This window comes from Vibrio paucivorans (genome assembly GCF_054053395.1).
In genome coordinates, this window is sequence record NZ_CM133231.1 from 900,471 (window position 1) to 926,039 (window position 25,569).

General features: G+C 45.4%; 18 protein-coding genes and 1 pseudogene. 10 read left to right on the forward strand and 9 right to left on the reverse strand.

Features of this window, described 5'->3' with window-relative positions:
• The first annotated feature begins 236 nt into the window (after nucleotides 1-236).
• Entirely contained in the window at nucleotides 237-1,010 is a 774-nt protein-coding gene (locus ACXABW_RS19450) for an SDR family NAD(P)-dependent oxidoreductase (RefSeq protein WP_457525057.1), read from the forward strand.
• Between the two features lie 29 nt (nucleotides 1,011-1,039).
• Entirely contained in the window at nucleotides 1,040-2,035 is a 996-nt protein-coding gene (locus ACXABW_RS19455) for an AraC family transcriptional regulator ligand-binding domain-containing protein (RefSeq protein WP_457525059.1), read from the forward strand.
• A 117-nt stretch (nucleotides 2,036-2,152) separates the two neighbouring features.
• Here the strand turns inward: ACXABW_RS19455 and ACXABW_RS19460 are convergent, their stop codons facing one another.
• Together ACXABW_RS19460 and ACXABW_RS19465 are read right to left on the reverse strand one after the other, a co-directional pair.
• Nucleotides 2,153-3,349, reverse strand: a complete 1,197-nt coding sequence (locus ACXABW_RS19460; RefSeq protein ID WP_457525061.1) for a MerR family transcriptional regulator — start codon at nucleotides 3,347-3,349, stop codon at nucleotides 2,153-2,155.
• A gap of 195 nt (nucleotides 3,350-3,544) precedes the next feature.
• On the reverse strand, nucleotides 3,545-5,095 hold the full coding sequence (locus ACXABW_RS19465) for a ParB-like protein (protein WP_457525062.1): 1,551 nt from the start codon (nucleotides 5,093-5,095) through the stop codon (nucleotides 3,545-3,547).
• Nucleotides 5,096-5,388: 293 nt separating this feature from the next.
• Between ACXABW_RS19465 and ACXABW_RS19470 the strand changes: the two genes are divergently transcribed.
• The 4 genes and pseudogenes from ACXABW_RS19470 to ACXABW_RS19485 all read left to right on the forward strand — a co-directional run bounded on the left by ACXABW_RS19470 (nucleotide 5,389) and on the right by ACXABW_RS19485 (nucleotide 10,017).
• Nucleotides 5,389-5,880: a hypothetical protein gene (locus ACXABW_RS19470; protein ID WP_252031826.1), complete on the forward strand. Its 492-nt coding sequence runs from the start codon at nucleotides 5,389-5,391 to the stop codon at nucleotides 5,878-5,880.
• A gap of 9 nt (nucleotides 5,881-5,889) precedes the next feature.
• Nucleotides 5,890-8,016: an ATP-binding protein gene (locus ACXABW_RS19475; protein ID WP_457525064.1), complete on the forward strand. Its 2,127-nt coding sequence runs from the start codon at nucleotides 5,890-5,892 to the stop codon at nucleotides 8,014-8,016.
• Between the two features lie 61 nt (nucleotides 8,017-8,077).
• Nucleotides 8,078-8,698 (forward strand): 3'-5' exonuclease, encoded by a 621-nt coding sequence (locus ACXABW_RS19480; RefSeq protein WP_265688307.1) that lies wholly within the window; start codon nucleotides 8,078-8,080, stop codon nucleotides 8,696-8,698.
• 124 nt (nucleotides 8,699-8,822) lie between these two features.
• Nucleotides 8,823-10,017, forward strand: a pseudogene (locus ACXABW_RS19485) (DEAD/DEAH box helicase).
• Nucleotides 10,018-10,167: 150 nt separating this feature from the next.
• On the opposite strand, the gene ACXABW_RS19490 reads toward ACXABW_RS19485, so the two are convergent.
• Nucleotides 10,168-11,196: a lactonase family protein gene (locus ACXABW_RS19490; RefSeq protein ID WP_457525065.1), complete on the reverse strand. Its 1,029-nt coding sequence runs from the start codon at nucleotides 11,194-11,196 to the stop codon at nucleotides 10,168-10,170.
• A 1,045-nt stretch (nucleotides 11,197-12,241) separates the two neighbouring features.
• Between ACXABW_RS19490 and ACXABW_RS19495 the strand changes: the two genes are divergently transcribed.
• Complete coding sequence (locus ACXABW_RS19495; RefSeq protein ID WP_252031840.1) at nucleotides 12,242-12,691, forward strand: dCMP deaminase family protein; 450 nt, start codon at nucleotides 12,242-12,244, stop codon at nucleotides 12,689-12,691.
• A 35-nt stretch (nucleotides 12,692-12,726) separates the two neighbouring features.
• On the opposite strand, the gene ACXABW_RS19500 is transcribed toward ACXABW_RS19495, so the two are convergent.
• The gene (locus ACXABW_RS19500; protein WP_457525068.1) at nucleotides 12,727-15,309 is read right to left on the reverse strand and encodes an ATP-binding protein; all 2,583 of its coding nucleotides are present in this window, start codon (nucleotides 15,307-15,309) and stop codon (nucleotides 12,727-12,729) included.
• Nucleotides 15,310-15,474: 165 nt separating this feature from the next.
• On the opposite strand from ACXABW_RS19500, the gene ACXABW_RS19505 reads away from it, so the two are divergent.
• The 3 genes from ACXABW_RS19505 to ACXABW_RS19515 all read left to right on the forward strand — a co-directional run bounded on the left by ACXABW_RS19505 (nucleotide 15,475) and on the right by ACXABW_RS19515 (nucleotide 18,709).
• Complete coding sequence (locus tag ACXABW_RS19505) at nucleotides 15,475-15,912, forward strand: hypothetical protein (protein ID WP_265688929.1); 438 nt, start codon at nucleotides 15,475-15,477, stop codon at nucleotides 15,910-15,912.
• Nucleotides 15,905-16,948 carry a sulfate ABC transporter permease gene (locus ACXABW_RS19510; RefSeq protein WP_457525070.1) on the forward strand — a complete coding sequence of 348 codons (1,044 nt, stop codon included), beginning with the start codon at nucleotides 15,905-15,907 and terminating at the stop codon, nucleotides 16,946-16,948. Before ACXABW_RS19505 ends, ACXABW_RS19510 begins: the two co-directional genes overlap by 8 nt.
• Before the next feature lie 327 nt (nucleotides 16,949-17,275).
• Entirely contained in the window at nucleotides 17,276-18,709 is a 1,434-nt protein-coding gene (locus ACXABW_RS19515; protein WP_457525071.1) for a glyceraldehyde-3-phosphate dehydrogenase, read from the forward strand.
• 187 nt (nucleotides 18,710-18,896) lie between these two features.
• Here ACXABW_RS19515 and ACXABW_RS19520 read toward each other — a convergent pair whose 3' ends face one another.
• The 5 genes from ACXABW_RS19520 to ACXABW_RS19540 form a co-directional block, all read right to left on the reverse strand.
• The gene (locus tag ACXABW_RS19520) at nucleotides 18,897-21,347 is read right to left on the reverse strand and encodes a family 20 glycosylhydrolase (protein WP_457525073.1); all 2,451 of its coding nucleotides are present in this window, start codon (nucleotides 21,345-21,347) and stop codon (nucleotides 18,897-18,899) included.
• A gap of 77 nt (nucleotides 21,348-21,424) precedes the next feature.
• Nucleotides 21,425-22,120 carry an oligogalacturonate-specific porin KdgM family protein gene (locus ACXABW_RS19525; RefSeq protein WP_457525075.1) on the reverse strand — a complete coding sequence of 232 codons (696 nt, stop codon included), beginning with the start codon at nucleotides 22,118-22,120 and terminating at the stop codon, nucleotides 21,425-21,427.
• Nucleotides 22,121-22,314: 194 nt separating this feature from the next.
• Nucleotides 22,315-22,944, reverse strand: a complete 630-nt coding sequence (locus ACXABW_RS19530) for a bifunctional 4-hydroxy-2-oxoglutarate aldolase/2-dehydro-3-deoxy-phosphogluconate aldolase (protein WP_457525077.1) — start codon at nucleotides 22,942-22,944, stop codon at nucleotides 22,315-22,317.
• Between the two features lie 51 nt (nucleotides 22,945-22,995).
• Nucleotides 22,996-23,946 carry a sugar kinase gene (locus ACXABW_RS19535; protein ID WP_457525079.1) on the reverse strand — a complete coding sequence of 317 codons (951 nt, stop codon included), beginning with the start codon at nucleotides 23,944-23,946 and terminating at the stop codon, nucleotides 22,996-22,998.
• 80 nt (nucleotides 23,947-24,026) lie between these two features.
• Complete coding sequence (locus tag ACXABW_RS19540; protein ID WP_457525081.1) at nucleotides 24,027-25,541, reverse strand: sodium:solute symporter family protein; 1,515 nt, start codon at nucleotides 25,539-25,541, stop codon at nucleotides 24,027-24,029.
• Nucleotides 25,542-25,569: the final 28 nt, after the last annotated feature.

The following is a 25,569-nucleotide window of genomic DNA, read 5'->3' on the forward strand; positions in this document are numbered from 1 at the left end:
TAACAAATCGAACTGAGTTCATTATAAATTCAGAACCTGAATGTAATCTGAACCAAACAATTCGACATTGAGATAGCATCTCTGTTTGGTTAATTCACATCCTTCACGAGGTATAGCTGACAACAAAAATAACAATTGGCACAATCGGATGACATGCTGTCGTGTTTGGATGTCACGAATTGCTGCTGACTTCGTAATATACAACTGAGACCGCAGCAAACCAAAAGGAAAACAAGATGAAAAACGTAGCATTAGTGACTGGCGCTTCTAACGGTATTGGATTGGAACTCGCAAAAATCCATGCAGAGCAAGGTAAAGACCTTGTGATTGTTGCTCGCTCTGAAGACAAGTTGGTTGCACTTAAAAAAGAGCTAGAAGCAAAACACTCGGTGAGCGTAGAAGTCATTGCCGCAGACTTGGCAAAACCTAATGCCGCAAAAGCCATTTTTGAGCAAACAGAAGCGATGGGCATAAAGGTACACACGCTGATTAACAATGCTGGCTTTGGTGGCCACGGCGAATTCGCCAAACGCGAACTGCACGATGAGCAAGCGATGATTCAAGTGAACATTACGGCGCTCACCGATCTTACCCACTTGTATGTTAAAGGCATGATTGAGCGGAGAGAGGGACAGATCCTTAATGTTTCATCAACGGCTTCCTTTATGCCAGGCCCACTGCAAGCAGTGTATTACGCAACCAAAGCATACGTGACTTCGTTTAGTCAGGCGGTGGCCGAAGAAGTCCAGCGGCACAACGTCACTGTAACTGCTCTTTGCCCTGGTGCTGTCGATACGGGGTTTGTTGCCGCTGGCAATTTAGAAGGGGTAGACGTATGGAAGAACGCCAAGTCTGCGCGCTCGGTTGCCGAATGCGGTTATCAAGCTATGCAGAACGGACAACTGGTCGCATTTAACGAAGCTCCACTAAAATTCTTATTAAATTGGATCATTCCAGTATTGCCACGTAAAACAGTTCTTAAAATTTCTCGTCGATTTATGGAAAAGTAGTCGAGAGAACACGGAGTCACGTACGAATTATGAGAAGAGCAAGCCGATTTACGATTCCCCCAAACTGGAAGGTCTTTTTCAACGACCTCGGTATCGAGATTCTCCAGGTTCTCGCTCATGCGGGGCTGCCTAGCGGACTATTCGATAACGACAAGGTGCAGCTCACAACAGAGCAGTACTTTCAGTTTTGGCTTGGCATTGAATCCGCCTATGGTGATCAAATGCCGCTTAAGTTCGCCGATGCTTTTAGTTTGGAATCGTGCGACGTGCCTATTTACGCTGCGGTTTGCAGCCCAAATTTAAACGCAGCTTTGGAGCGACTAAGAGAGTACAAACCCTTAATTGGCCCTATGATACTGGATATAGATGCGAACCAATCGACCACGCATCTTACTTTGGGGTGCTATGGCTACAACGGTAAGCTACCGAAAATTCTGAGCTTAGTTGAAATTGTGTTCTTTACTCAACTGGCTAGAATCGCGACTCGTCAACGCATTGAGCCACTTCGCGTTACGCTTCCCGAACCACCAAATAACCTCAAAGGTTATGAAGAATATTTGGGATGCAAAATCACGCAAGGCGACCTAGCGACGATAGAATTTCGCACTTCAGATGCCAACGCGCCATTTCTAACCGACAATCAAGCAATGCTGGCACTGTTCGATAAAGAGCTGAATCAAAAGTTGGAAGCACTACAACAAGATGACTCTGTGACCAATCGAGTATCGCGAATCCTAACCAGCTCACTGCCACAAGGCGAAAGCAGCATTGAAGGCGTAGCGGCGCAAATGGCGGTTAGCAAACGAACGCTGCAGCGCAAGCTCGCCGCAGAGGAACAAAGTTTTCAAACCGTGTTGCAGCAAGTACGTTATAACTTGGCCGAGCACTACCTAAAGCAAACCCAACTACCTATTCTGGAAGTCTCTTTCTTGCTGGGATTTCAAGAATCTAATTCCTTTATTCGCGCTTACAACAGTTGGACAGGTAGCTCGCCAACCCAAGCTCGAAACGCCTGTCACCAGTGACATTAATGGCGGATAGAAGACATTTAAAAGCCCAATTGCGATTGCCAGATGGCGCTACAATTGGGCTTTGTTTTTTGGTCGAAGACTTAAATGTTAAGTTTGTTTGCCAATAGCAAGTTAACTCGCTGATACTTTTTCGAGTACAAACATGTGGTAGCCAAACTCGTTAGCGTGCTGAGTACACAGTTCCACTTCATGCTTAATATCTTTGAACGCCACTGAGCCCGACATTTCTTGCTCAAGCTCGGTAATGCGCTGCTTAAGCGGTGCATAGTAGTTCAGCCACGCTTGTTCGCTTTGAGCAAAGTGCTCTACCACTCGATAACCCGCTTTTTCCATCTGCTTCAATCTCGCAGGTACCGTTTGAATATCTGGGTACTCTTTGTTCCAGAATTCAACTGAGTCAGCACTTGGCGAGTCGACTTTCCATACCATATCACTAAGCACGATATAGCCTTGTTCCTTAAGTAGTGGCTTCCATTGCTGCAATGCTTTCTGCACGCCCATAATGTACGCACTACCCTCAGCCCAGATGACATTAAAGCTAGATTTAGCAAACGGTAGATCCGTCATGCTTGCACACTCGGTGCTAAGTTGTGCTTGGATCCCCTGTTGTTCAAAACGTTCAGTTAGACGATCCAATGCCGACTGCTCGTTATCAATAGCGGTGATTTTGGCTCCCTTATTTGGTACCAATAGGTTGTCGGCTAATACTTGAGTGGCTAAGCCTTTACCGCAGCCAATTTCTAACAGGTGTAAATCGGATTTGATACCCAATGCTTCTAGTGCATTGAGTGTGTCAGTTTCGCTGCCTGGCCCCCAGCGTTCTAAGGTTTCGAAGACTTTCATAAAGTCGGCCATGTATAGTTCGTGTTCGTTCATGTCTTTTGATAACCATTTCACTCGCAAAGCTTCTTTCTCGCTAAAGCCTTGCTTCATTAACCAATCGAGATGAGCCCCTGGCGCGACTTTGTCTAACCCTTCATGCCAAGCGGTGAGATCGCCCTGACCGAGTAAAGCGGCTAGCACGTGACGCGACTTTTGTTTCTGCTCAATCTCTTCATCCAGCGCAGTTAAACGATTCTGTAGAATCTGCTTATCGATTTTGGCTTCTAGGCACTGTTTACACTCTTTCAGTGTCAGCCCCCCAGCCAAAAGCTGCTGGATCAGATACACATGTTGCACGTCATCATCATTGTAAACCCGATAGCCGTTATCTAACCGCTTGCCAGAGATAAGCCCTTGTTTCTCATAATAGAGCAGTGCGGTTCGTGACAACCCGACTTTCGCCGCGAGTTCAGATATTCGATACATGATGAGTAACCTGTGTGCTCTGATGGTGAAGAAATTTAAACTATAAAGCCGTAGACAGGTCAAATACTATTTGATGGTTTTGCTCAAATTAAAATACGTTTTTTACGCGCGGAGCCAAGTAAGTGTGAATACAAAAAAGGACAGCCATTGGCTGTCCATTTTGTTTGACTGCATATCGAACCTTGAGGTCGAGCCCTATGATGGATTGCTCGTGAGGTAAGCCGATTCTGACTGATTCAAGATAGCGCGCGCTTCTTTTTCATCGCCCCAGCCAATCACTTCCATGCCGCCGTCTTTACCTTTGTAGCTCTCGAACCAGATTTTCACAATATCTTTCACACCGATAAAGCGCTCATCCAGTTCAGTCAATGATTCAACCCCAGAGAAAGGAGAATCATTAGTGAGCACTGCAATCAATTTATCGTCTTGTTCGCCACCATCGAGCATCTTAAGCACACCGATTAAACGAGCAGAGACGACCTCTCCTCTTGGGACTGCTTGCCCTAGAACAAGAACATCCAATGGGTCGCCGTCTCCACCAAGCTCTTTAGGTAATGCGGTTTGTGGAATGGTGCCATAGTTACCCGGGTAACCTAAGTATTCAACAACCCTAGGCGCACCGTTTTTGTACTCCCAAATCAGCTGATTGTCGTTCTCTTTGCTCAGTTCCCATTTCGCAGATGTGCCAGTAGGTATTTCAACAATCGCGTTAACGGTATTGCCATCGGTTGAAGGTGGGAAATCGGTAAAACTGCGTTTCATCTCGAGAGTGAAATCATCCACTTTCTTTAGATATGTTGGCGAGATCACCGCAGAATCGTAAGCAATGCCGTTGCCTGTCGAAGAGGTTTTGTAACGCAGCATATAATCTAGCTTGCCATTCTCGCGGCTGACTTTGTCTAAGCCTTTTTGTTTGAATGACGCATAAATGCCCATTTGCTCGGCGCTGAGCTTTGAACCGCCCACGTTATCTGAATCGATAGATAGCAGATGTTTACTTACATCCTCTAGGGCTTGTTTGTATCCCTGCATCGAGTTCAAATCGTATTGTTGAGCATCTGTGAGCTGGCGTAATTCCTTAGACCAATAGAACTCCAAAAACGGTACCGGCTGTTTCGGCTTGTTCCATGCAATATCTCTCGAAAAGTACATGAGTGAACGGTATACATCGTTATTGAAGTTGTACATGCCTAAATGGCTAGGTAAATCGGTGTAGCGAATCGCGACATTGTTATGGTCGTACAACCAGGTATTGCCATCTTTTGCCATCGCTTGCCAAAATTCGTCCATAGACTCTAGTTGGCGATAATCACCATCTACGCGAACCTGAACATTGAATCCAGCGCCACCACCGTTCATATGATAGAAGGTGTTAAAAGTATGGTGCCCATCGGTTAGGTACAACGCATCATCAGGCCCAATCACTACCGTTTTTAGGTCTTTGGTGCGTGAAGCGACAGGTTCTTCACAGCTGAAAGAAGCGGCCAAGCTCGGTACAGAATGCTCGGAAAAATGTTTAACACCTTTTTGGCCTTGAGCTTCACAGATTTCATCAAACTGTTTTTCGACATCGAATTGGTAACGACCCAGTTTGTAGAATACTTGGTCATAGCCAATCGAAGGCTGAGTTGGTTTTAAATCCGCCAGCGGAACCTTGAGAACATCACCGACGGTGATAGCGCTGTCCTGCGCGTGCAACGGCATCGACGCTGCAATCGATAGAGATAATAAGAGGAGTTTTTTCATAACGTTATTTGCTTAGAACTTAAGTGATATCGTGAGTTAAAGTCAGAACGGCAATATACGATCTGGCACATGACGGCTCAGTTGCACTTCTATGACAGTTTTAATTATGGGTGTAACAAGGTGTTTCTCGCTGTGTTCGCCGCACAAGTAGCGCATTGCATCTTCTAAAAACCTGACACCAATAAGATGCCTCCAAAGCTTCCACAATGACACGTAAAGTTCTGAAACTTGTGACTATACTATTCTTATCAATACGTTCTGTTGTCTGTTTCATTACTTACATGGGGGCTCCTATGCCGACTCGATTCTTCGCCCTAGCAACACTGGTTTTCTCTACCCTTGCGCTCGCTCTGCCTGCTCCTGAAGGCGACACTGTGTTGTGGGTGAATGGCAATATTGGCGTCACCAACATAGACAGCAGTGCCGAATTTGATCTGGCGATGATTGATGACCTCGAGCAAAACGAAGTCAAAACCAACAACCACGTCGTCGAAGAAGTGACTAGCTATCGCGGGCCAAAAATTTCTTCGATTTTGGAGGCAGTAGGCGCTAAAGGTGAACACATTAAAGTGATCGCTTGGGATGACTATGTCGTTACCATACCGATTGCGGATATCGACAAATACGGTGTATTGCTGGCAACCCATGAAAACGACAAACGCATGACTATAGACGGCAAAGGCCCTCTGTTTGTGGTCTTCCCATTTACTGACTACCCCGAACTTCAAAACGACCTTTATTACAATTGGTCAGTCTGGCAGGTGATGGAAATTGTAGTCGAGTAAGTTCACGTGATGATTAAGGCAAACTCTGGCAGCAAATATTTTCGATGGCTGGTGTCGGCGCTGTGTCTCAGCCTGATTTGTATGGTCGCGTACGTGTTCTATACGCTTACCGTGTTTCGCGATATACCACCGCAACCCTATGTAGCAATTGTGAATAACAATATTGGCGCGAAAACAAAAATTCTACTTACGCTCAATGAGCTCCAAACCTACCTTACCGCTCCAACCCCCAAGGCATTAACCAAACTCAAGTTTAAAGCTAGGGTACAGAAATCGAGTATATTACAGGACTTACGTAGCCCACGTACTAAAACCGTTCATGAGCAATTTGGCGATTTAAAGCAGCTTGATGGCCTCATTAATCAATTGTCGATCGCTTACGATGGCATTAAATCGATCAAACCTAATGAACCCGATCATCAGCAAATTCAAGCCGCCATCAAGCAACTCGATAAATCCTATCGAGAGATGAACAACTACTTATCGCTGTTCATCTCTCGAGTACAGCAACAACAGATGGTCTATTCGAATCAAAAAGACGAGTTTTACACCACTCAGTACCTCTATTTAGGCATCATCATTGCGATTACGTTCGCGATAACCTTGGTTGTGTCGTATCTCTATTTAACTCAGATAAAGCTGACTCGAAACCTAGAGATGCAAAAAGTCCAAATCGAAGAATCGCGGAACAAAGCGAACGAAAGTGCCAAAGCAAAATCCCAGTTCTTAGCTAATATTTCTCATGAAATGAGAACACCACTCAATGCCATCATTGGCCTTAGCCACACCAATCTACATGACGGAGCTAACCAGCAAACTAAAAACTATATTTCGATGATTCATGACGCCGGCAATCATCTGTTGAACCTGATCAACAACGTACTGGATCTGAGCAAAATCGAGCGTAACGCTTTGCAAATCGATAACCACGAATTTGAGTTGAAGCAGTTGGTCGAATCGACGCGAAGTGTATTTCTAAATATTGATGAAAAAGAAAATGTCGATATCCTAATTACGGTGCCTAAAACTCACTATTTCACAATCGAGTCGGACCTCACTAAGCTTAGCCAAATCATCAACAACATTGGCTATAACGCCTTCAAGTTTACTTCTCACGGTAAAGTCGAAGTCACCATCGAGATCCAAGAAACACCAAACGAGTCATTAACGATTACGGTCGCAGATACCGGAATTGGCATGACCAAAGAACAACTAGAGATCGTGTTCAACGAATTTACCCAAGCCGATAACTCCACCACGCGTAAATTTGGCGGTACAGGGTTAGGTTTATCGATTACGCAATCTTTAGTCGACTTGCTTTCGGGTGAAATCTCTATCTCGAGCGAGCATGGTGTTGGCACACAAATCTCAATAACAGTCCCGATTCGTATTCTCGACAGACACCCTCTGATTGCAACTAACCACACGATTAAACCGGTTAATGTCATTTCGGATAATGCCTCGATGCGCCAAGCAATTATCGATGATTTAGTCCGTCTCGACCTCTACGACCAAGAGGCCTTTTCAGCCATCTACTACCACGACTACAGCAGTGATATTGAACGTAAAACCGAACAGCTGAAACACAAATATGGTGATGCATTTATCGCGCTTTGCAACATTAAACAACAAGCGTTGATCCCCGATGTTGCAACACTGCCTAAACCTTACGACCTCTACTCTTTACTAGATGGCTTACAGGTAGATTCCTCTTCTGAATCTACTCATTCCGACTCAGATTTGAATACTATTCGAGAGCTCAAAGTTCTTCTGGTTGAAGACATTAAACTCAATCAAATCGTGGCCGAAAAAACACTCGAACAGATGCAACTGACGGCAACAACTGTTGAAAACGGACAAGAATGCCTCGATGAACTAAAGCTTAATCACTACGACTTAATCCTAATGGATATCCAAATGCCAGTGATGGATGGCGTTGAAGCACTAAAACACATTCAGCAAGGCAGCTTAGCGGAGCGCTCGGTAATTATTGCCCTCACCGCCAATGTGTTCCAAAGCGATGTGAATCATTACCTGCAGCTTGGGTTTCACGATGTCATCCCCAAGCCATTCCAGCTCGAGTCGATGCGAGAAACCTTAATCAAGCACCTTGGTAATAAAATGCTGCATTCATAGTGTTGCGCTTGAGCCACTGATATACTTCAGCCCGAATTGCTTTCCAACCTAAGACAAGATTATGCCAACCAGCCCTGCTCATTCCGTTATTGTGCTCGACTTCGAGACCACAGGCCTATCTCCAAACATGGGCGATCGTGCAATTGAAATAGGTGCTGTAAAACTTGAAGACGGCGTCGTCGTCGATACTTATCAGCAACTCATGAACCCTGGCTTTCGAGTCTCTGGCTTTATCGAAGGTTACACGGGCATCACCAACAATATGTTGCGTGGTGCGCCAAGCTGCGAAGAAGTAATGGCCGATTTTGCCCACTTCATCGGTGACAGCCATCTAGTTGCGCATAATGCCTCATTCGATAAGCGATTCTTGGACGCTGAATTAGAACAAGTTAATGCTCGTTATTCCGGACAATTCGCTTGTTCAATGCTGATTGCTCGCCGCCTTATTCAAGATTCACCGACCCACAAATTGGGCGACTTGGTTCGATTCAAAGGTATTCCAAACGATGGTGTATTCCACCGTGCGTTAGCGGATGCAGAAATGACGGCCAAGTTATGGATGGTGATGCTCGACGATCTGCGCGCGCAGCAAATCATTGATCCAAGTTTTGCGTTAATGCAGAAAATAAGTAAAACCAGTAAATCAGCTATTGGTAAACTTTTACAAAGTTCAGCGACATAGCGTTAGCCGTTTGTACAAGGCCGCGCATTATTCTCACCTTTCATACCAAGGCGTGCTAGAATATCGCTAATGAAATGAAGCCGACGATTGTCGGCTTTTCTAATGATTCCACCCGAGATAAAACATGTCATTTTCTACACTTGGATTAAGCGATTCGATCGTCAAAGCCGTTACACAGCAAGGCTACGAGAAGCCTACCACTATCCAAGAAAAAGCTATTCCAATTGTACTTTCTGGTAAAAACCTAATCGCTGCAGCCCAAACGGGTACAGGTAAAACCGCGAGTTTTGTATTACCGATATTGGAAAAACTACGCCATAGTGAAACTCAACGTAAGAAGCGTATTCGCGCCCTAATCTTGGCTCCTACTCGAGAGCTAGCCATTCAGGTTAACCAGAATATTGAACGCTACAGCGAGCACCTGAACCTGACGTCGATGGCGATGTTTGGTGGCGTCGACGATAAAGCGCAAAAGCAAAAGCTAATCGAAGGTGTAGACATTCTTGTTGCCACTCCGGGTCGACTCATCGACTTATATGGCCAGCGTGCTGTGTATTTCGAAGAAGTCGAAGTATTGGTGTTGGATGAAGCCGATAGAATGCTCGACATGGGCTTTATCGAAGACATCAACAAAATCATCGCCCGCTTACCACAAGACATTCAGAACCTATTGTTCTCAGCGACACTGTCAAACCCAGTAAGAGATCTAGCGAAAAGCGCTATCGACAACCCAGTCGAGATTAGCATTGCTAAGCACAGCGCATCGAAATCCAATATCGAGCAATGGCTAGTCACTGTCGACAAAGACAAAAAGTCTGCGCTGCTGAGCCATATGATCAATGAAAACCAGTGGGATCAAGCGCTGATTTTCATCGAAACTAAACACGGTGCAGCCAAGCTTGTTAGCCAGCTAGAGAAACGTGGAATTGCTGCAGAAGCGTTCCATAGTGGCCGAAGCCAAAGATATTCGCGCTAAGCTGCTAGAACGATTTAAATCGGGTGATATTAAGTATTTGGTTGCGACCGGTGTCGCGGCACGTGGTATCGACATTCAGGAACTGTCACGAGTGGTGAACTACGACCTTCCTTACCCTGCCGACGAATATGTTCACCGTATTGGCCGTACAGGACGAGCGGGCGCACAAGGCGAAGCCATTTCGTTTGTGTCGAAAGATAACTTCAAGAACCTGTGCATGATCGAAAGCCGTTTAGGTCACCTCATCGAGCGCAGAGAAATCGAAGGGTTCAAACCACGTAAAGAAGTTCCGATTTCAATTCTTAACTACGTACCGAAACACAAACGTAAACAAGAAGATTAGTTCTCTATACATTTATGGCTTTGAATCTTTGGCTCAATAGAACAGAGCCTAAAAGAAGATAGATAAAAGGGATGACACATTCACCCGCAGTTGGCGGTGAAAGTGTCATCCCTTTTTAGTAGGCCCTTTAAGGATTCATTCTGATATTGGCTAAATGCTCACGCAAACCGGCGCATTCAGTGCGACGCTGTAACCTGTTGCCACTATCTTGCCACTGATAGCATCACGCTTAAAAGTCACCACATTATTGGAATGTTGATTAGCAACGATAACCCACTCTCCATCCGGTGTAATGGCAAAGTCTCTTGGGAACAGTCCTTGTGTCTCTGTGCTATTTATTGCAGTCATTTCTCCACTGATTTCATTCAGAGAAAAGCACGCCAATTTAGATTGGTGTCGGCAGGAAACATATAAGAAGTCCTCATTGGGTGATAATCGAATGGCAGACGCCGCTTCACCTTTTTCTTCTTCAGGTAATAGCTGTAACGACTGACAGACTTGCCACTCGTTTCCTTTGGCTTTCAGTAAGTGAACCGTTTCAGAGAGCTCACATACCACATAGATTCGGCTTCGATCTCGGCTCAACACCATATGCCTAGGCCCGCTTCCCGCTGGAAGAGCAATACGCTGAGAAGGCTGCACATGACACTCTTCACCCTGTACGTTGACATTAAATAAGTGGATAGAATCTGATCCTAAGTCAACAACGGCCAACTCAGTTGTTCCCAAAAAACAGACTTGGTGCGCGTGCGGACCTGTTTGCCTATCTTTGTTAGGACCACTGCCTGAAAGGGCCAAGGTTGCTATTTTGGACTCAATCTCTCCCGTCTCGGTTAACCGGAACACCTCAACATTGCCAGAGGAGTACTGAGCCGTCGCCAGAAACTTGTTTTGTGGGTCTATCGCAAGATGGCATGGATGCGCCCCTTTAATAGCCCCTTCAGAGGTCACTTCTCCGTGCTGGTCCATGCGTACCACATGAGGCTGTTCGCTTTGCGACTGCTCACTTACTGCGTAAGCACCAATGTCTGTGCGAATGACATAAGACATATTTGGTCGCGCAAGCAATGGTTCTGGCTGTGATAGCTGACCATCAGAGAGGTTCAGACGTAGTTTAAATATTCCATGTTGCTGGGTGCTATCGGTGTAGCATCCGATCAGCAGATCCATATCCTGCATTTGTGATCCTGTAGCGGGCTTAACCCGTGAAACTGTGGCTTGTTGAGTGCCTACCATTAGGCAACGAAATACAGCGCTTATTGTCGAATAAATCTAACCACCTGAGTAGTGCCCAACAGTGATGTTGCTCTAAAGTGTGAACTGATTTACCTAAATGACTTCAAGCTGCGGAGTTCAGTGCTTTGAATAATGCGAAACGAGAGATACGGATACGTGGGATAGACTAGGAAGGCTCGCGGCTGCAGAGCCGAAAAAGAGAAAACCCCACTAAGCTCTCGCCTAGTGGGGTTTCAGTTCTTACTCGCAGCAATCCGGCTACTAATAGGTGCTCCCTGCATCTAATCCATGATAGTACGCTGATTCCTTCAGCACTTTCCTTATCATCGCCTTCCTAGCGGTGTCCTCGGCAATCCAGCCCGTTAGCAATCCTCGCCAACTCACATCACTTATTCCTTAAGCGGTGTCCTGAATCTATCATCCTGATAGAATTTGCCTTAGTCCTTTAAGCGTCCATTAACTTTCCATAGCGTAACCATCCTAGTTACAAGCGTCCAGCCAATGTCCTTTGCTATCCATGCCGACTGCTAATCCTTAACAATCGAATCTTCGTCCTGAAGATGACCTATCCTTGGGTCTTTCCTGTTCCGTGTCTGCATCCTGCTGACACCATTAAGATTACGCGAATATGGGCTTGTCACAATAGCGAAATTGCCCTTTTTCTCAGCCCCACAAGCGAACACAAAGTAGACATACACTTACTATTCAACACCTTACAATCAAACCTCTCCAATTACCGCAACAGTAAACTGCTAGTGTCTTACGGCTTTGTGCGAGATCTCGCACAAGCCAAATAGCAAATCGGCAATTACCGCTACTCACCTACACGCTCTTCAACGTGATTAACAACGCATACCACTCGATGATGACCTCTAAATAACCTTGGTAAAACCCTGCGAAGCCCTAATTTCACTGGACTCAGCCCGAAAAAATTAGCATGATTATGAATAGGGTCAGAAACCCTAGGCAATTAACTGAGGAACCTCAAATGATTTCAAAATGGGCGCAACGCTTTTACCAAATGGCTGAACTTGTTGGCTCTTGGAGTAAAGACCCTTCGACTCAAGTCGGTGCGGTGATTACCAAACAAAATCGAATTGTTTCGGTCGGCTTCAATGGCTACCCACATGGTATTTCCGATAGCGCCGATACAGATGATCGCGATATGAAGTATTTGAAAACACTTCATGCAGAAGAGAATGCCATTCTTTTCGCCAAACGAGACCTCGATGGTTGTGAAATTTGGGTAACTCATTTCCCATGCCCGAACTGCGCAGCGAAAATCATCCAAACTGGTATTTCTGCCGTGCACTGTCCAGAACAAACCGCAGACTTTCTCTCTCGCTGGGGTGAAAAGATCAAAGTAAGCCAAGATATGTTCCTGCAAGCTGGCGTCAAAGTGAATTGGCTTCCTTTGGAAGACATCAAACAAGTTTAATCGTTGGCCGCTTCGTTAATTAAGCGGTCAATTTTTTAAGCCAGCTTGAGTTCATTAAACACATCAAATAATTGCTGAGATTTATAGGGTTTGGGTAAGTAAGCATCCATTCCGGCAGCGAAGCAGCTTTCTATCTCTTCATCTAATACACTGGCGGTCAGCGCAATGATCGGCAGTTTCTCTTTACCGTTCGAGGCTTCCCACTCACGGATCTTCTTGGTTGCGGTTAAGCCATCCATTATCGGCATCATGCAATCCATCAACACTGCAATGTATTCTCCACCACTGGTCACTGCATCTAACGCCTCTTGGCCGTTACTCGCAATGCTGTACTCAATACCAATTTTATCAAGGAAGAAACTCGCAATCTTTTGATTCATTAAGTTGTCTTCCACAATCAATATTCGTTTGCACGGTGGCGCTGGTAGCTCAGTACTGGCCTCGATTGGGGTATCTACATACTCTGTTCGGCGAGTAATCTTAGTAAGGGTTTTAAGTAGCCGTTGGCCTAGCACCGGCAGAATGATGGTGGCCGAAACCAGCGATGCAACCTCGGGAGAGATAAATAAGTGGTGTTGGCAGGCTATGATTTCAGCGCTACCATAACGCCCTCTTAAGGTGTGTATATCCCTGCGCGAGCTTTTATCGTGGACTTGGCAATAAAGCACCACATCAAACGCTCCATCGTACGGTTTATCGACACTGGACACGAGCGCGACATCTACGCCAAAACGTCGACACTCAGCAGCAAGCGAATCGCTGTATACCGAGTCATGAGTCACAATCAAGGCAGACAAGTCGAGGCTTGTTTGCGGCGATTGCTCCAACGGTATTTTAACTGGCACGGTAAAAGAGAAACAGCTTCCGAGCCCTTTGGTCGACTCAACCTGTATTTCCCCTTCCATTAAATCAATCAGCTGACGACAAATCGTAAGCCCTAGCCCCGTTCCACCATAGCGTCGAGTGATACTGCCATCTTCTTGAGTAAAGGGTTTAAAGATTGTAGCCAATTTGTCACTGTCTATCCCTACCCCGGAGTCAATAACACTAAAGGTTATTGCAGGCGACAGAGGCGATTCTTTATACTCTACCTTGGTGGTAATGAATCCATTTGTTGTAAATTTCACCGCATTAGACAGCAAGTTCATCAGCACTTGCTTGACCCTAAATTCATCGGCTTTTACGCGATCAGGCATCGACTCATCGATATCGACCGTCAACTCGATATGTTTGGTTAAGGCCCTAGCACTCACCATATTCACCGAATCGTAAACAACTTCTCTTAAGTCGATTTCGTTCGGAGCAAGCACGAGATTGCCCGATTCGATTTTGGACAAATCGAGAATGTCATTGAGCAAAACCAACAGAGATTGTGAAGAGGTATCGATATCTTGCAGGACATCTTTCTGACTTGAGTTTAAATGGCTCTCAGACAGGATTTCTGTCATACCAATGATTCCGTTTAACGGAGTTCGAATCTCGTGTGACATATTCGCCAAAAAGGCACTTTTGGCTTTATTAGCGGCAATGGCGGACTCTTTGGCATCAATTAGGTCTTGCTCATAGCGTTTCTGCTCGGAGATGATTCTGTTTAGCCCTCGGGCAAATCGACTGAACTCATCTCGGCCATCGATATCGATTTTCTTAGCGTTGTTGCTGCTAATTCGCCCCATGGTAGCGAGGATTTTATGCAGTTTAGAGTTAATTCGATACAGCGTACTCGCGCCCCAGATCACCAAGAACAAAGTCACCGCAATCGCTGCACCAGATATATAGAATACATCCTTCCGGTTTTGGGAAATGGTCGTCGCTAGTTGGTCAGACATATGCTGGGTAAATAAGCCTATTTGATTGCTGACCATCACGTAACGTTGCTCAAGATTGACAATATACTGGCCAATCTCCGCTGGTGAGATTTTGTTAACCAGCATACGTTCCTTAACGACGCTGCCTTGCCTAAACTCTTTTTGAGAGAACAGAGACACTAGCGCTTTAAGTTGCTCGTTATCAGCTCCGACAATGAACTTGTCGAGGTAATACTGTTGGCGTTCGGTAGCCTGATAATAGTCCGGAGCATAGCGCTGAAAGGCGATATTTTTGCGCGCCACACTCTGTGCGACCCACGCTTCTTTCTTCATCCAGAACAAAAACCAGCTCAAATCGGAATACACCAAATCTAACTGGTGAATCGTTGGCTCAACAGTGTGGCTGGAAATTTTGTGTATTTCGTCTGATAGCTCGACCAATACATCGAAAACTAAATTTCCAAGGTCAACAATTTCGCTACTTTCTGCATTTTGGATGTCATCAACTAAATAGCGAAGGTCATCAATCTGCAGTAGAACAATGTTGGTGGCCACTACGCCATGGTGAGTATGAAGTTCAGTGTGGGCTTGTTGAGCTAACCGATTCAATTCTGCCTGCAATAACTCCACTTGTTGGGAGAGATCCGCAGATTGTTCACGAGTTAGGCGTTTCACCAGCAGATCATAGAAACTTTGTGAAATGGTATTGAAAGTATTCAACGAGTGCACTTTTTCAGTAATTACAGTGTAAGTGTGCAATCGCTCTTGGATGGAAAGAATGGCATGAACAGCAAACCCGCATATTACCGCCATAGGGATAATACACAGGACAATCAATCTGAATTTTATTGATATTTTAGTCAGTAGCATGTTGTTTTACATTCCTTGTAACTACCGCTTCCTAGCCTATGTTTAATAGTAGCCGAGAATTGTTCTATTGCTATCCATAAGCCATAGGCATCAGTGAAAAGGAATGACTTGAATCGAGCCGTTTTCTTCTTTGTTCTGTTAATCCAGAGCGCCTTATGTCAAGCCGCTCAGTTTTCTGTCGTCTCCTTAAACCCCACGCTTGCAGAGCTCAAATCTAGTGAAATCAAAATGTTGTACCGGGGGAGGCTAACTTCCATTCAGGGGGTTCCACCTAAATTGGCCGACTTACCTTCTAACTCCCCAGATCGCGAAGCGTTTTACTACCAAATTCTAAGAAAGTCTCCATCGCAAATGAATGCTATCTGGGCTCGCCTGAGCTTTTCAGGCAAAGCCGCAGCCCCTTTTGAGCTTGATTCCAGCAGTAACGAGGCCGTGCTGATTTGGCTAAGAGAGAACGAAAATGGTATCGCATACCTTCCTTCCGAGGAGGTGACGAAAGAAATGAATATCCTATATAAAACAAACAGTAAGGCTAGGTATGACTAAATGGATAAGTTTGGTGGTGCTCTTATATACGCCACTGGTAAGCAGCCAAATCAATATTACGGATTCAGTTCGTATTAGCGGGTTTGGCACGTTCTCGGCAGCAAAGAGCAATAGCTCTATTCCAGTTATTTCTACGCGCGATATTACCGATGACTGGTGTTTTGATTGTGATAGCACCTTTGGGCTCCAAGCGGACTGGGAAATGACCCCGCAATGGCGCACAGGATTGCAGTTAGTGAAACGACCGCAAGACCACTTCTCCAGCCCAAAAGTAGAGCGAGCGTTCGTTGAATACTCAAATGACAACATCTCAGTGCAAACCGGTCGACTGCGGATACCGATATTCATTATGTCAGAATACTATTACGTGTCCTCGGCGTACCCTTGGCTACGCTTACCGGTCGATGTTTACAGTCAGCTACTTGGTATCACCCACTATGAAGGAGCCATTATCGACTACCGAATTGATTTGGCGGATGAGTCGGTATTGGTGCTATCCCCTTATGTGTCAACGCCCACCGAAAACGACCTAACCGTCTATGGCCAAGCATTTAATATCGAAGCTGATTTCAGTATCGGACTTACCAGTAAAGTCTTGTTTGAAGATAATGAGCTTAGATTTGCCTACCTCTATTCAGATATATCAAAACTTGGATTTGTTGGCGCACAATCTAGCTACCGGCTCAAACTGTACTCCATCGGCCTTAGCTACTACTGGGACAATTTGCACTTTCAAGGAGAAACGCTTCTTTCACAAGAATTCAATGCCAATTGGTATGCTGGGTTGGATTATTTAATAGGTGACTGGCAGCCTTATTTACAATATGGACAAAGCCGAAAAAATGTCGAAAGTGAGAGCTATTTACTCGGCGTAAAATATCATCTGATGAGCAATTTCAACTTCAATTTGGAATGGCAGAGAATCGATGGACGCGAAAGTGTGATCAATGGTCACTTTACCCAGCCTCAGAATCCTCTACTACCAATAGAGAACAGTGTTGAGGTCGTATCATTCGGTTTATCGTTTACTTTTTAAGTTGAAGAATAGCTAAAGATCTCATTTTTTATGCAACAAGAATTCAACATAATCGGTTATTTGCCGTAAGAACACATATCGTCGCGAATTAAGTTAGCTACGTTTCAAAAGTCAATACTCATTTGTAACACGAAAAGTTCCTATAAACTCTTGTAAATATAAAAATAGCAGGCTTTTATCTCGCCATTATTTTTTCTAGCAGAATAACACTTCAGCCATTACAATCTCGCCACATAAAAAACACAATAAAAACACACTGCTGTATTTCTTCCCCCTACAAGAGAAATATCAGCTCAGCCCCCAAAACGTGAAAGGTCCAAAGCAACAATGAGTCCAGAGAAACATCTCCTAGACTGGCAAACTAGCCAAACGATTGCCGAATCCATCTCCCCTCTTCTTGGTCAGCTATATCGTCAAAAAGGCGTTGAAGTTATCCTGTTCGGAAAAACACTGGTTAACGCTGCAACTATCGATATCATCAAGACTCACCGCATCGCTCGCCGCTACACAGGTGACGCACTATCTCCAGAACAAACACTACCAATCATCAAATGTTTAACCGAAATGGAACTGTCTCCATGTCGCGTTGATGTTGGTCAGCTTGCTCACAAATTCTGGAAAGACCGCGATGACGAGCACGGTTTAAAAGACTTTTTACACACAAAACTCATGGGTGCAATGAACGGTCAGACTGTTAAAAAGCCTCGTGATGTTGTTTTATACGGTTTCGGTCGTATCGGTCGACTACTTACTCGCTTAATGATTGAGAAAAGCGGCCCTGGTTACCCACTTCGCTTACGTGCGATTGTCGTACGTGGTGGTAAAAAAGGTGATTTGGAGAAACGTGCAAGCTTGCTTCGTCGCGATTCTGTCCACGGCCAATTCAACGGCAGCATCATTGTCGATGAAGAGCGTAAAGCTCTGATTGCAAATGGTAACTACATTCAAATTATCTACGCAAACAAACCTGAAGAAATCGACTACACCACTTACGGCATTAACGACGCACTCGTCGTGGACAACACTGGGGTATGGCGTGACGCTGAAGGTCTAAGCCAACATGTTGCATGTAATGGCGCTCAGAAAGTACTGTTGACAGCACCTGGTAAGGGCGACATTAAGAACGTGGTATTTGGTGTTAACGAAGACGTTATCCAAGCAGAAGACACCATCATTTCTGCTGCAAGTTGTACAACGAATGCGATCACACCAGTACTGAAAGCGATTAACGATAAGTACGGCGTAACATCAGGTCACATTGAAACGGTTCACTCGTTCACTAACGATCAAAACCTAATCGATAACTTCCACTCTGGTGAACGTCGCGGGCGCAGTGCATCACTGAACATGGTTCTGACTGAAACTGGCGCAGCAAAAGCGGTAGCAAAAGCACTGCCAGAACTAGCTGGCAAGCTAACCGGTAACGCGATTCGTGTACCAACTCCAAACGTATCGATGGCGGTAGCGAACCTAAACCTTGAGAAAGGTACCGACAAAGAAGAGCTGAACGAATACCTTCGTGAAATGGCACTTAAGTCAAACATGGCTGCGCAAATTGACTACACAGACTCAACTGAAATCGTATCAAGCGATCTCGTTGGCTCTCGCCATGCTGGCGTAGTTGATGGTGCGGCAACGATTGCTCAAGACAGCCGCTGTGTATTGTACATTTGGTACGATAACGAGTTCGGCTACAGCTGTCAGGTTGTTCACTGTATGGAACAAATGATGGGCGTTCGTTACACCACTTACCCTGCATAATGGCGCTACAGCGTTATTGATGTAGAGAACAAAATTAGACTCCACAACACCCGAGTCTTCGGACTCTTATAATCATAATATCTACACCCCCGTGCTTGCCGCTTAGCTCTGAGTTAAGCGGCTTTTTGTGGCCAATAAAAAACCGCCAGGAGCAGGCGGTTTGTTTAGAGTCAACGTTTGGGGGCGTTTATTGGCTCATATGCTTCAGCAGCATTTCGGTAGGACGAACAATCGCGATGATCGCTTCGTCGTAGATAATTGCTGCATCATCTAAGATAGATTGATACGCAGTAACATCGGCTTTACGAATAGTTTCACCTGCTTGCGCTTTAGCTATCAGAGACAAGCCTAGATTTGCGATTTGCTCGGTTTTCTCTGCCACTACGACAGTGTCTACCGACGCAACGTGACTAGCAAAGATTGGCTTGGACGCAACTGCTCCGGCCTTAGCTTGCTGGTAATGCTCTGCTAAGCTTTCAAGAGCTTGCTTGTTACCAGTACCGATTTCACGTACCAAATCTTCCATTTCATACACTGCGTAGCTTTCTACCGTCAGTGCATCCACAAAACGGTTTAGACGTTCGTACTGGCTATATAGCGTGCCTTTTGGTTCAGTAGAAATATACTTCTCCCAGTTACGCGCATAGTACTGCGCTGGCTCAGTGTACTTCGCTAGCAAGCGTAGGTCGTTGATGTCTTGCCCTTTCGCTAAGCGCTTCAGCAACATATCTGCGTTTGCATGGTGACGTAAGCCGACCGATACTTCAGACCAAGTGTCCATTACTTTCATACGCTTATACATGCTGCGCTCGTCGGTAAGCTCAGCATCCGACCAGAAGCGCTCAGCAATTGCATAACTGCGAGGCCACAAGTACTGCTCAACAGTATGGCTGTCTTTCATTTCAAGCCAAATGGTGATTTCACCACCTAAAATTAGCTCTTTTTCTTTCTCGGTCAGCTCTGCTGGGTAGCCACCATTTGGCTCAGGAATGACACTGCCTTCAATGTCGCTGCTGGCAACGATTTCACCCGTTGTAGGCCAGCGTACGTTACCAATCAACTGGTAGCTGCCATCTGCCAAACCGTTTTGATCAAGCTTTAGGTTGAACTCAGTGTACGACATGAAGTTGTCGAAGTGGCCAACAAACTTCTTGCCTGGTACGTAATCTAGAATGAAGATTTCTTCACGTGATTTACCGTTGTAGTCGCTAAACGCACGGAATGTACCGTCTGTTGCTTCAATAATGGTTAACGTACCAGTACGCGGGCCACCTTTAGTACGTGGTTTCACCCAATCGTAGGTAACGAACTTCTCGCCTGCATGCAGCTTGTCGTCAACAGTGATACCAGTTGGCATTGGGTCGTTACGGTAATGGTAACTGGTTGGCTGCGGCTGGTCGAGGTAGTAACCCGTTGAAAGAATCCCTTGGTAGCCCTCTTTTGCTGCTCGGCCAATACTGTCATGCCCACGCCAGCTTTGAATAACGATAGAAGTAGGAAGATCTTTATGCCAAATCTCATCCCAGCCCGTCATCTTCTTACCGCGCTCAGAAAGCATCTGTTCTACTTTTGTGTTGAGGTAAGACTGTAGGCCTCGCTCGCCATCAATATTGTTGTCTTTGATAAACTTCTGATGCTTCTCGCTGTTTATCCACTGTTCGTAGTCTGGCTCATCGCCACCGATATGGAAGTACTCATCAGGGAATAGCTCGACCATTTCATCAAAGATATCGCCCAGCATGACGTATAACTCTGGGTTTAATGGATCCATAAGCGGTTTGAACACGCCCCAGCCACGCTCTTGCTCGTAGCTTTGGCCTTCTCCACCAGACATCAGGTGTGGGTACGCGTAAGCCACAGCTGATGAGTGACCCGGTAGCGATACTTCTGGGATCACTCGAATACCTAAGTTACGCGCGTATTCAACTAAATAGCGGACTTGGTCTTTGGTGTAGTAGTTGCCATCAGACGTTTCTGACCATAGACGTGTCCAGCTGTCTGTTTGAATGCGAATGCCTTGATCGTCCCAGAAGTGCCAGTGGAAGACGTTCATTTTTGCTGATGCCATCGCATCAAGTTGGCGTAACAACACATCAAACTCGATGAAGTGACGAGATGTATCATAAGAAACACCACGCCAACGGAAACGTGGCTCATCAACAATAGTCACTGCTGGAATATGGTAGCCTTGCGCCGTGGTTTCTACCAATTGCAGAATGGTTTCAATACCATGGATTGCACCGTAAGGGCTTGGTGAGCTAAGAGTTATTTGATCCCCGCGAGTGGTGATCTTGTACGACTCTTCAGAATCAATGTTCTGCACTTCAGATTTGGCAGCACGCTTGATATCAATGATTAAGTTAGCGTCTTTAGCGTTGTCCACTTGCCAGTTTAAGATTGGTACACCCGTCTGACGCTCAAGACGTTCAATAAATCGTTTGGCGGTGAATTCAACACGATCGGAATTAAAGCCTTTAATATAAACTTTGAAATTACCATCTACATTCACTTGGCCTTGTTTTAATTCCACCGATTGTGGATAAGGCATTAAATTTAGATCAGTATTTGGAGCCATTGCAAAAGCCATTGGTGTCACTACGGAGCCTGAAATCAATAGTGATAATATAGTTTTTTTCATTATTAATATTCCTATATAAATTCGATTGAATTTTATTTATCCGAGCGTACTCACACTCTGGAATACGCCCAGTTGAATTAGAATGAGAAGTTAATGCCTACACGGAAACGCCAGTCTGTTTTGTAGTCGTGACTTGCCACTTTATCGGCGTCCACCACTTCCGCATACGGTCTTACTGTAGGCTTCCATTTATATACTGCTTTTACCGTGTGTTCTCTGGCATTTAGATCGCCAGTCGCTAACTCTGTTGTATGGTGCGTGATCTGATCAAAGTATGTGAATGCATAAGAAATCATATACTTATCAGTGTTGTAGCCTGTCCAGATATCGTATCGATTACGCTTCGCCGTTTCTTCATTACCATAGTCGTTCACCAACGCTTCGGTTGAGAAGTCGTAACGGTAACGACCATGAATAAACAAGCCATTGTCGAAGTTATAGTTCAGCTTTAAGTAAGGCATCAAGAACGTATTTGTACCTTGGAAGTTCATTACGATGCCTGGGTTTAGCGTAAAGTTGTCGTTGATCGCGTGCGTGTAGTAATGCGTAAACTCGGTATTGATCACTTTCGTTTCGTCGTAAGCACCAGCGGCATGTCGAACGTTTGTCAGTGTTTCCAGACCATAACCGTTGTCAAAGTGATGACCAACAATGAAGCGACTTCGGTATTGATCGGTTGTATCGCGATACTCAGCTCTTAAATCAACATAACCACCAGCAATTGAGGTCATAGGTAATAAAGCCAAAAGGCCTAGGGGGATTATTTTTTTCATAGTTCACCGATATTAATATTATAAAAAACCCTCCGCACAATATTTATTGCGCAGATTGTTACCACTTAGATAATTAAAAAACGGAGACTACCTTTTGTTCTGACTTATTATTGTTATTTTTATATAGCCACTAATGAATATTAGTGGCTATTTTATTAGAGCTAACACCCACTGTTTTGGGAATATATTGGGTATTAATTAACTAATGCTACAGCTTCTTTCACTAACTGGCCGATTTCATCCCACTGCTCGTTCTCGATCAAAGATGGAGACACCATCCAAGTACCGCCACAGCAGATAACACGTTCAATCGCTAGATAATCGTTCACGTTGTGCTTACCGATACCACCAGTTGGCATGAATGAGACATCAACATAAGGTGCAAGCAGAGATTTCACCATGCTGATACCACCCGACGCTTCTGCAGGGAAGAACTTCAAGAAAGTAAGGCCGAGCTCTAAGGCTTGTTCCACTTGGCTTGGGTTGTTCACACCTGGAACAACCGGCATACCAATTTCTTGGCAGCGGCGAACCGTATTTGGGTTTAGACCTGGCGCTACAACAAACTCGCTGCCCGCTTCTTTCGCTAGGTCAATTTGCTTGGCCGTCAATACCGTACCTGCACCGATACACATTTCAGGATACGCGTCGCGCATCGCACGAATTGCAGCCGCTGCAGCGTCGGTACGGAAAGTCACTTCAGCAACAGGTAGGCCGTTTTCCACTAGCACTCTTGCCAGTGGAACTGCGTGTTCAACCTTGTTAATTTGAATCACAGGGACGACTTTGAACTGCTTAAGTTTATTGATAATTTCTTGAGACATAATTTTTCCGGTATTTCTTATTCTTTAATCACTGACAATCACGGAGATCGTCTATTTAGATTCGTTCACTAGGTGACTCATCGCGCTAGCAGGGATGATAGCCCCCGAATATTGAATAACGATTGACGCTAATTTGTGGCCTAGTTCAGCCGACGCTGGTGCACTTTGACCAGTAAGTCGGGCCGCTAGATAACCCGCTGCGAATGAGTCTCCTGCCGCGCAAGTATCCACCACATTGGTGACTTTGGTTGCAGACACATAGTGCTCTTTTTCACCATCAGCGGAGCGTTCAATCACTTTGCATGGCTCACAACCGCGCTTAATGACAATTTCCTTACAACCTAAGCGTATACAGCGTTCCTGAACGCTTTCGTCTGAGCCCCACACCAGTTGGTCGTCATCTTCGGTAATTAATGCGATGTCGACTAACGACAGTAAGCGCCCATACCAAAGCTGAGCCTCCGCTGTGGTCCATAATTGAGGGCGGTAGTTGTTATCGAAAATAACTTTGCCACCTTGATGCGAAAACTCAGTAATCGCTACCATTAAACGCTCACGCGATTTCTCATTAAGAATCGCTAGGCTGATACCACTGATGTAAACCGCTGACACCTGTTTCTCTGCCAAAGCGACTTCCAATTTGGTTAATTCATCGCGTTGAAAGTAAAACTTCGCTGCCGCGTCATTTCTCCAGTATAGGAAGTGACGTTCACCGGTCTCATCCGTTTCCACCATGTATAAACCTGGTAGTTTGTTGTCGATGTACTCGACCAGTTCTGTAGCAATTCCTTCCTGCTGCCAATTGGCGATCATACGTTGCGAAAGTTCGTCGTGGCCAAGGCCCATCGCATAATGTACCGACACATTCTGATGTTGCGTCAGACGGGCTAGGTACAGTGCGGTATTGAGGGTGTCGCCACCGAATTTTTTGCTCAGCGGAGTGCCACTGATCTCGACCATGCACTCGCCAAAAAATGCAATATTGAGGTTAGAATCAGACATAGCTAGCCTTAACTTAATGTAGAGAATTCAAAAAAAGCGGCTCTGCTTGGCAGAGCCAAAGTTGTGGAGACAGTTAATCGTTAGTGAGATTGAGTTGCAGGCTTTTGAGAAGACGTGTCTTCGTCTAGTACGCCTGTTTCAGACATTTCCATTTCCATTAATGCGCGCTCATCGTCAAGGATGGCTTTGGCCATTTCAGGCGTCACGTCGTTTGCAGGAGTGCATAGACTCACGACTACACCAGCGGCAAGTGCAAACAGACATGAAGGAATCACAGGGTTACCCCAGAATACTGTGTAGTCTGCATTTAGCATCACTGTGAAAGACGCTACCGATGCACCCACAAGTGTTGCAATTGCACCTTGCCAGTTGTAGCGGCTCCAGAAGCGACCCAACATACCGCACACGAACATGCCAGACATAACCGTTGAAATCATCTTAGTGATGTAGCCGATAATGTCGTTCGACGTCAGCGCGAACAGAAGTGCAAAACCAATCACCACAACAAGAGCTAGACGAGAATAGTTCAGCATTGACTCTTTGTTTGGCACGCGGCCAGTGAACATGACGTACACGTCGCGCAGTAGGATAGATACACCCGCAATCGCGTCTGAGCTCGCACTAGACATTGTCGCAGACAAGCCAGCAATCAGAACAATCATACCGATGCCTACAGGCAGTACCGTTGCCGCGATGTATGGGAACGAGAAGTTAGGGTTGTCCAACGTTGGGTCAATCGCATGCGCTGCCATACCAATGATTGCAGGAATGATTGAGAAGAATAGGTATAGGATACCTGAGCCAACAAATGAGCGACGGATGGTTGATACATCTTTACCTGAGTAAATGCGTTGACGGAATGAAGGAGTCGCCAGAACGCCAACACCAATTACCACAGCCAGAGAAACCGCTGGGATGATGCCAAGTTTTTCAATCGCTAAGAAGCTAGTCGCTGCTGGGTCCATCGCTGCGTACAGGTTATCCATGCCGCCGATGTGTTGAACTGACAGAACAGCCATTAGAATGAAACCAACAAATAGGATGATGGCTTGAATCGTATCCGTCCAAACTACAGCAGTGTAACCACCGATAACAACGTAGATAGTAAAGGCTGCGGCGATAATGATTTTCGCAAGGTTAAGGTCGATATCTGCAATCCAAGCTAGGTACATACCACCACCTAGAATGTGGGCGCCTAACCAGCCGATAGAAGCGATGAAGATCAATAAGCCAACGATGTTTTTCACGATGCGATTCGCACCCACGTAGTAAGCCAACTCTTCACTCATGGTCATAAAGTTCATTTTACGAACTGGAGCAAACCAAAGAGCCAGAAGTAAGATACCGATAGCACCACCGATTCCATACAGAGCACCAGCCCAGCCATTAGCATAGCCAAAGCCTACTGCGCCCATACTTGAACCTGTGCCCACCATAGTCGCAACAGTCGTACCAAGTACTAGGAATAATGGAAGGCCACGACCTCCCAATAAAAAATCTTCGCCAGATTTTTGGTTACGGGAAACAAACCACCCTAACCAAATTAAGAAACAGACATACAGACCAAAGCCTGTAAGAAATAGCGTGCTATTCATTGAACACCTCTCAGTGAAATATGAAATT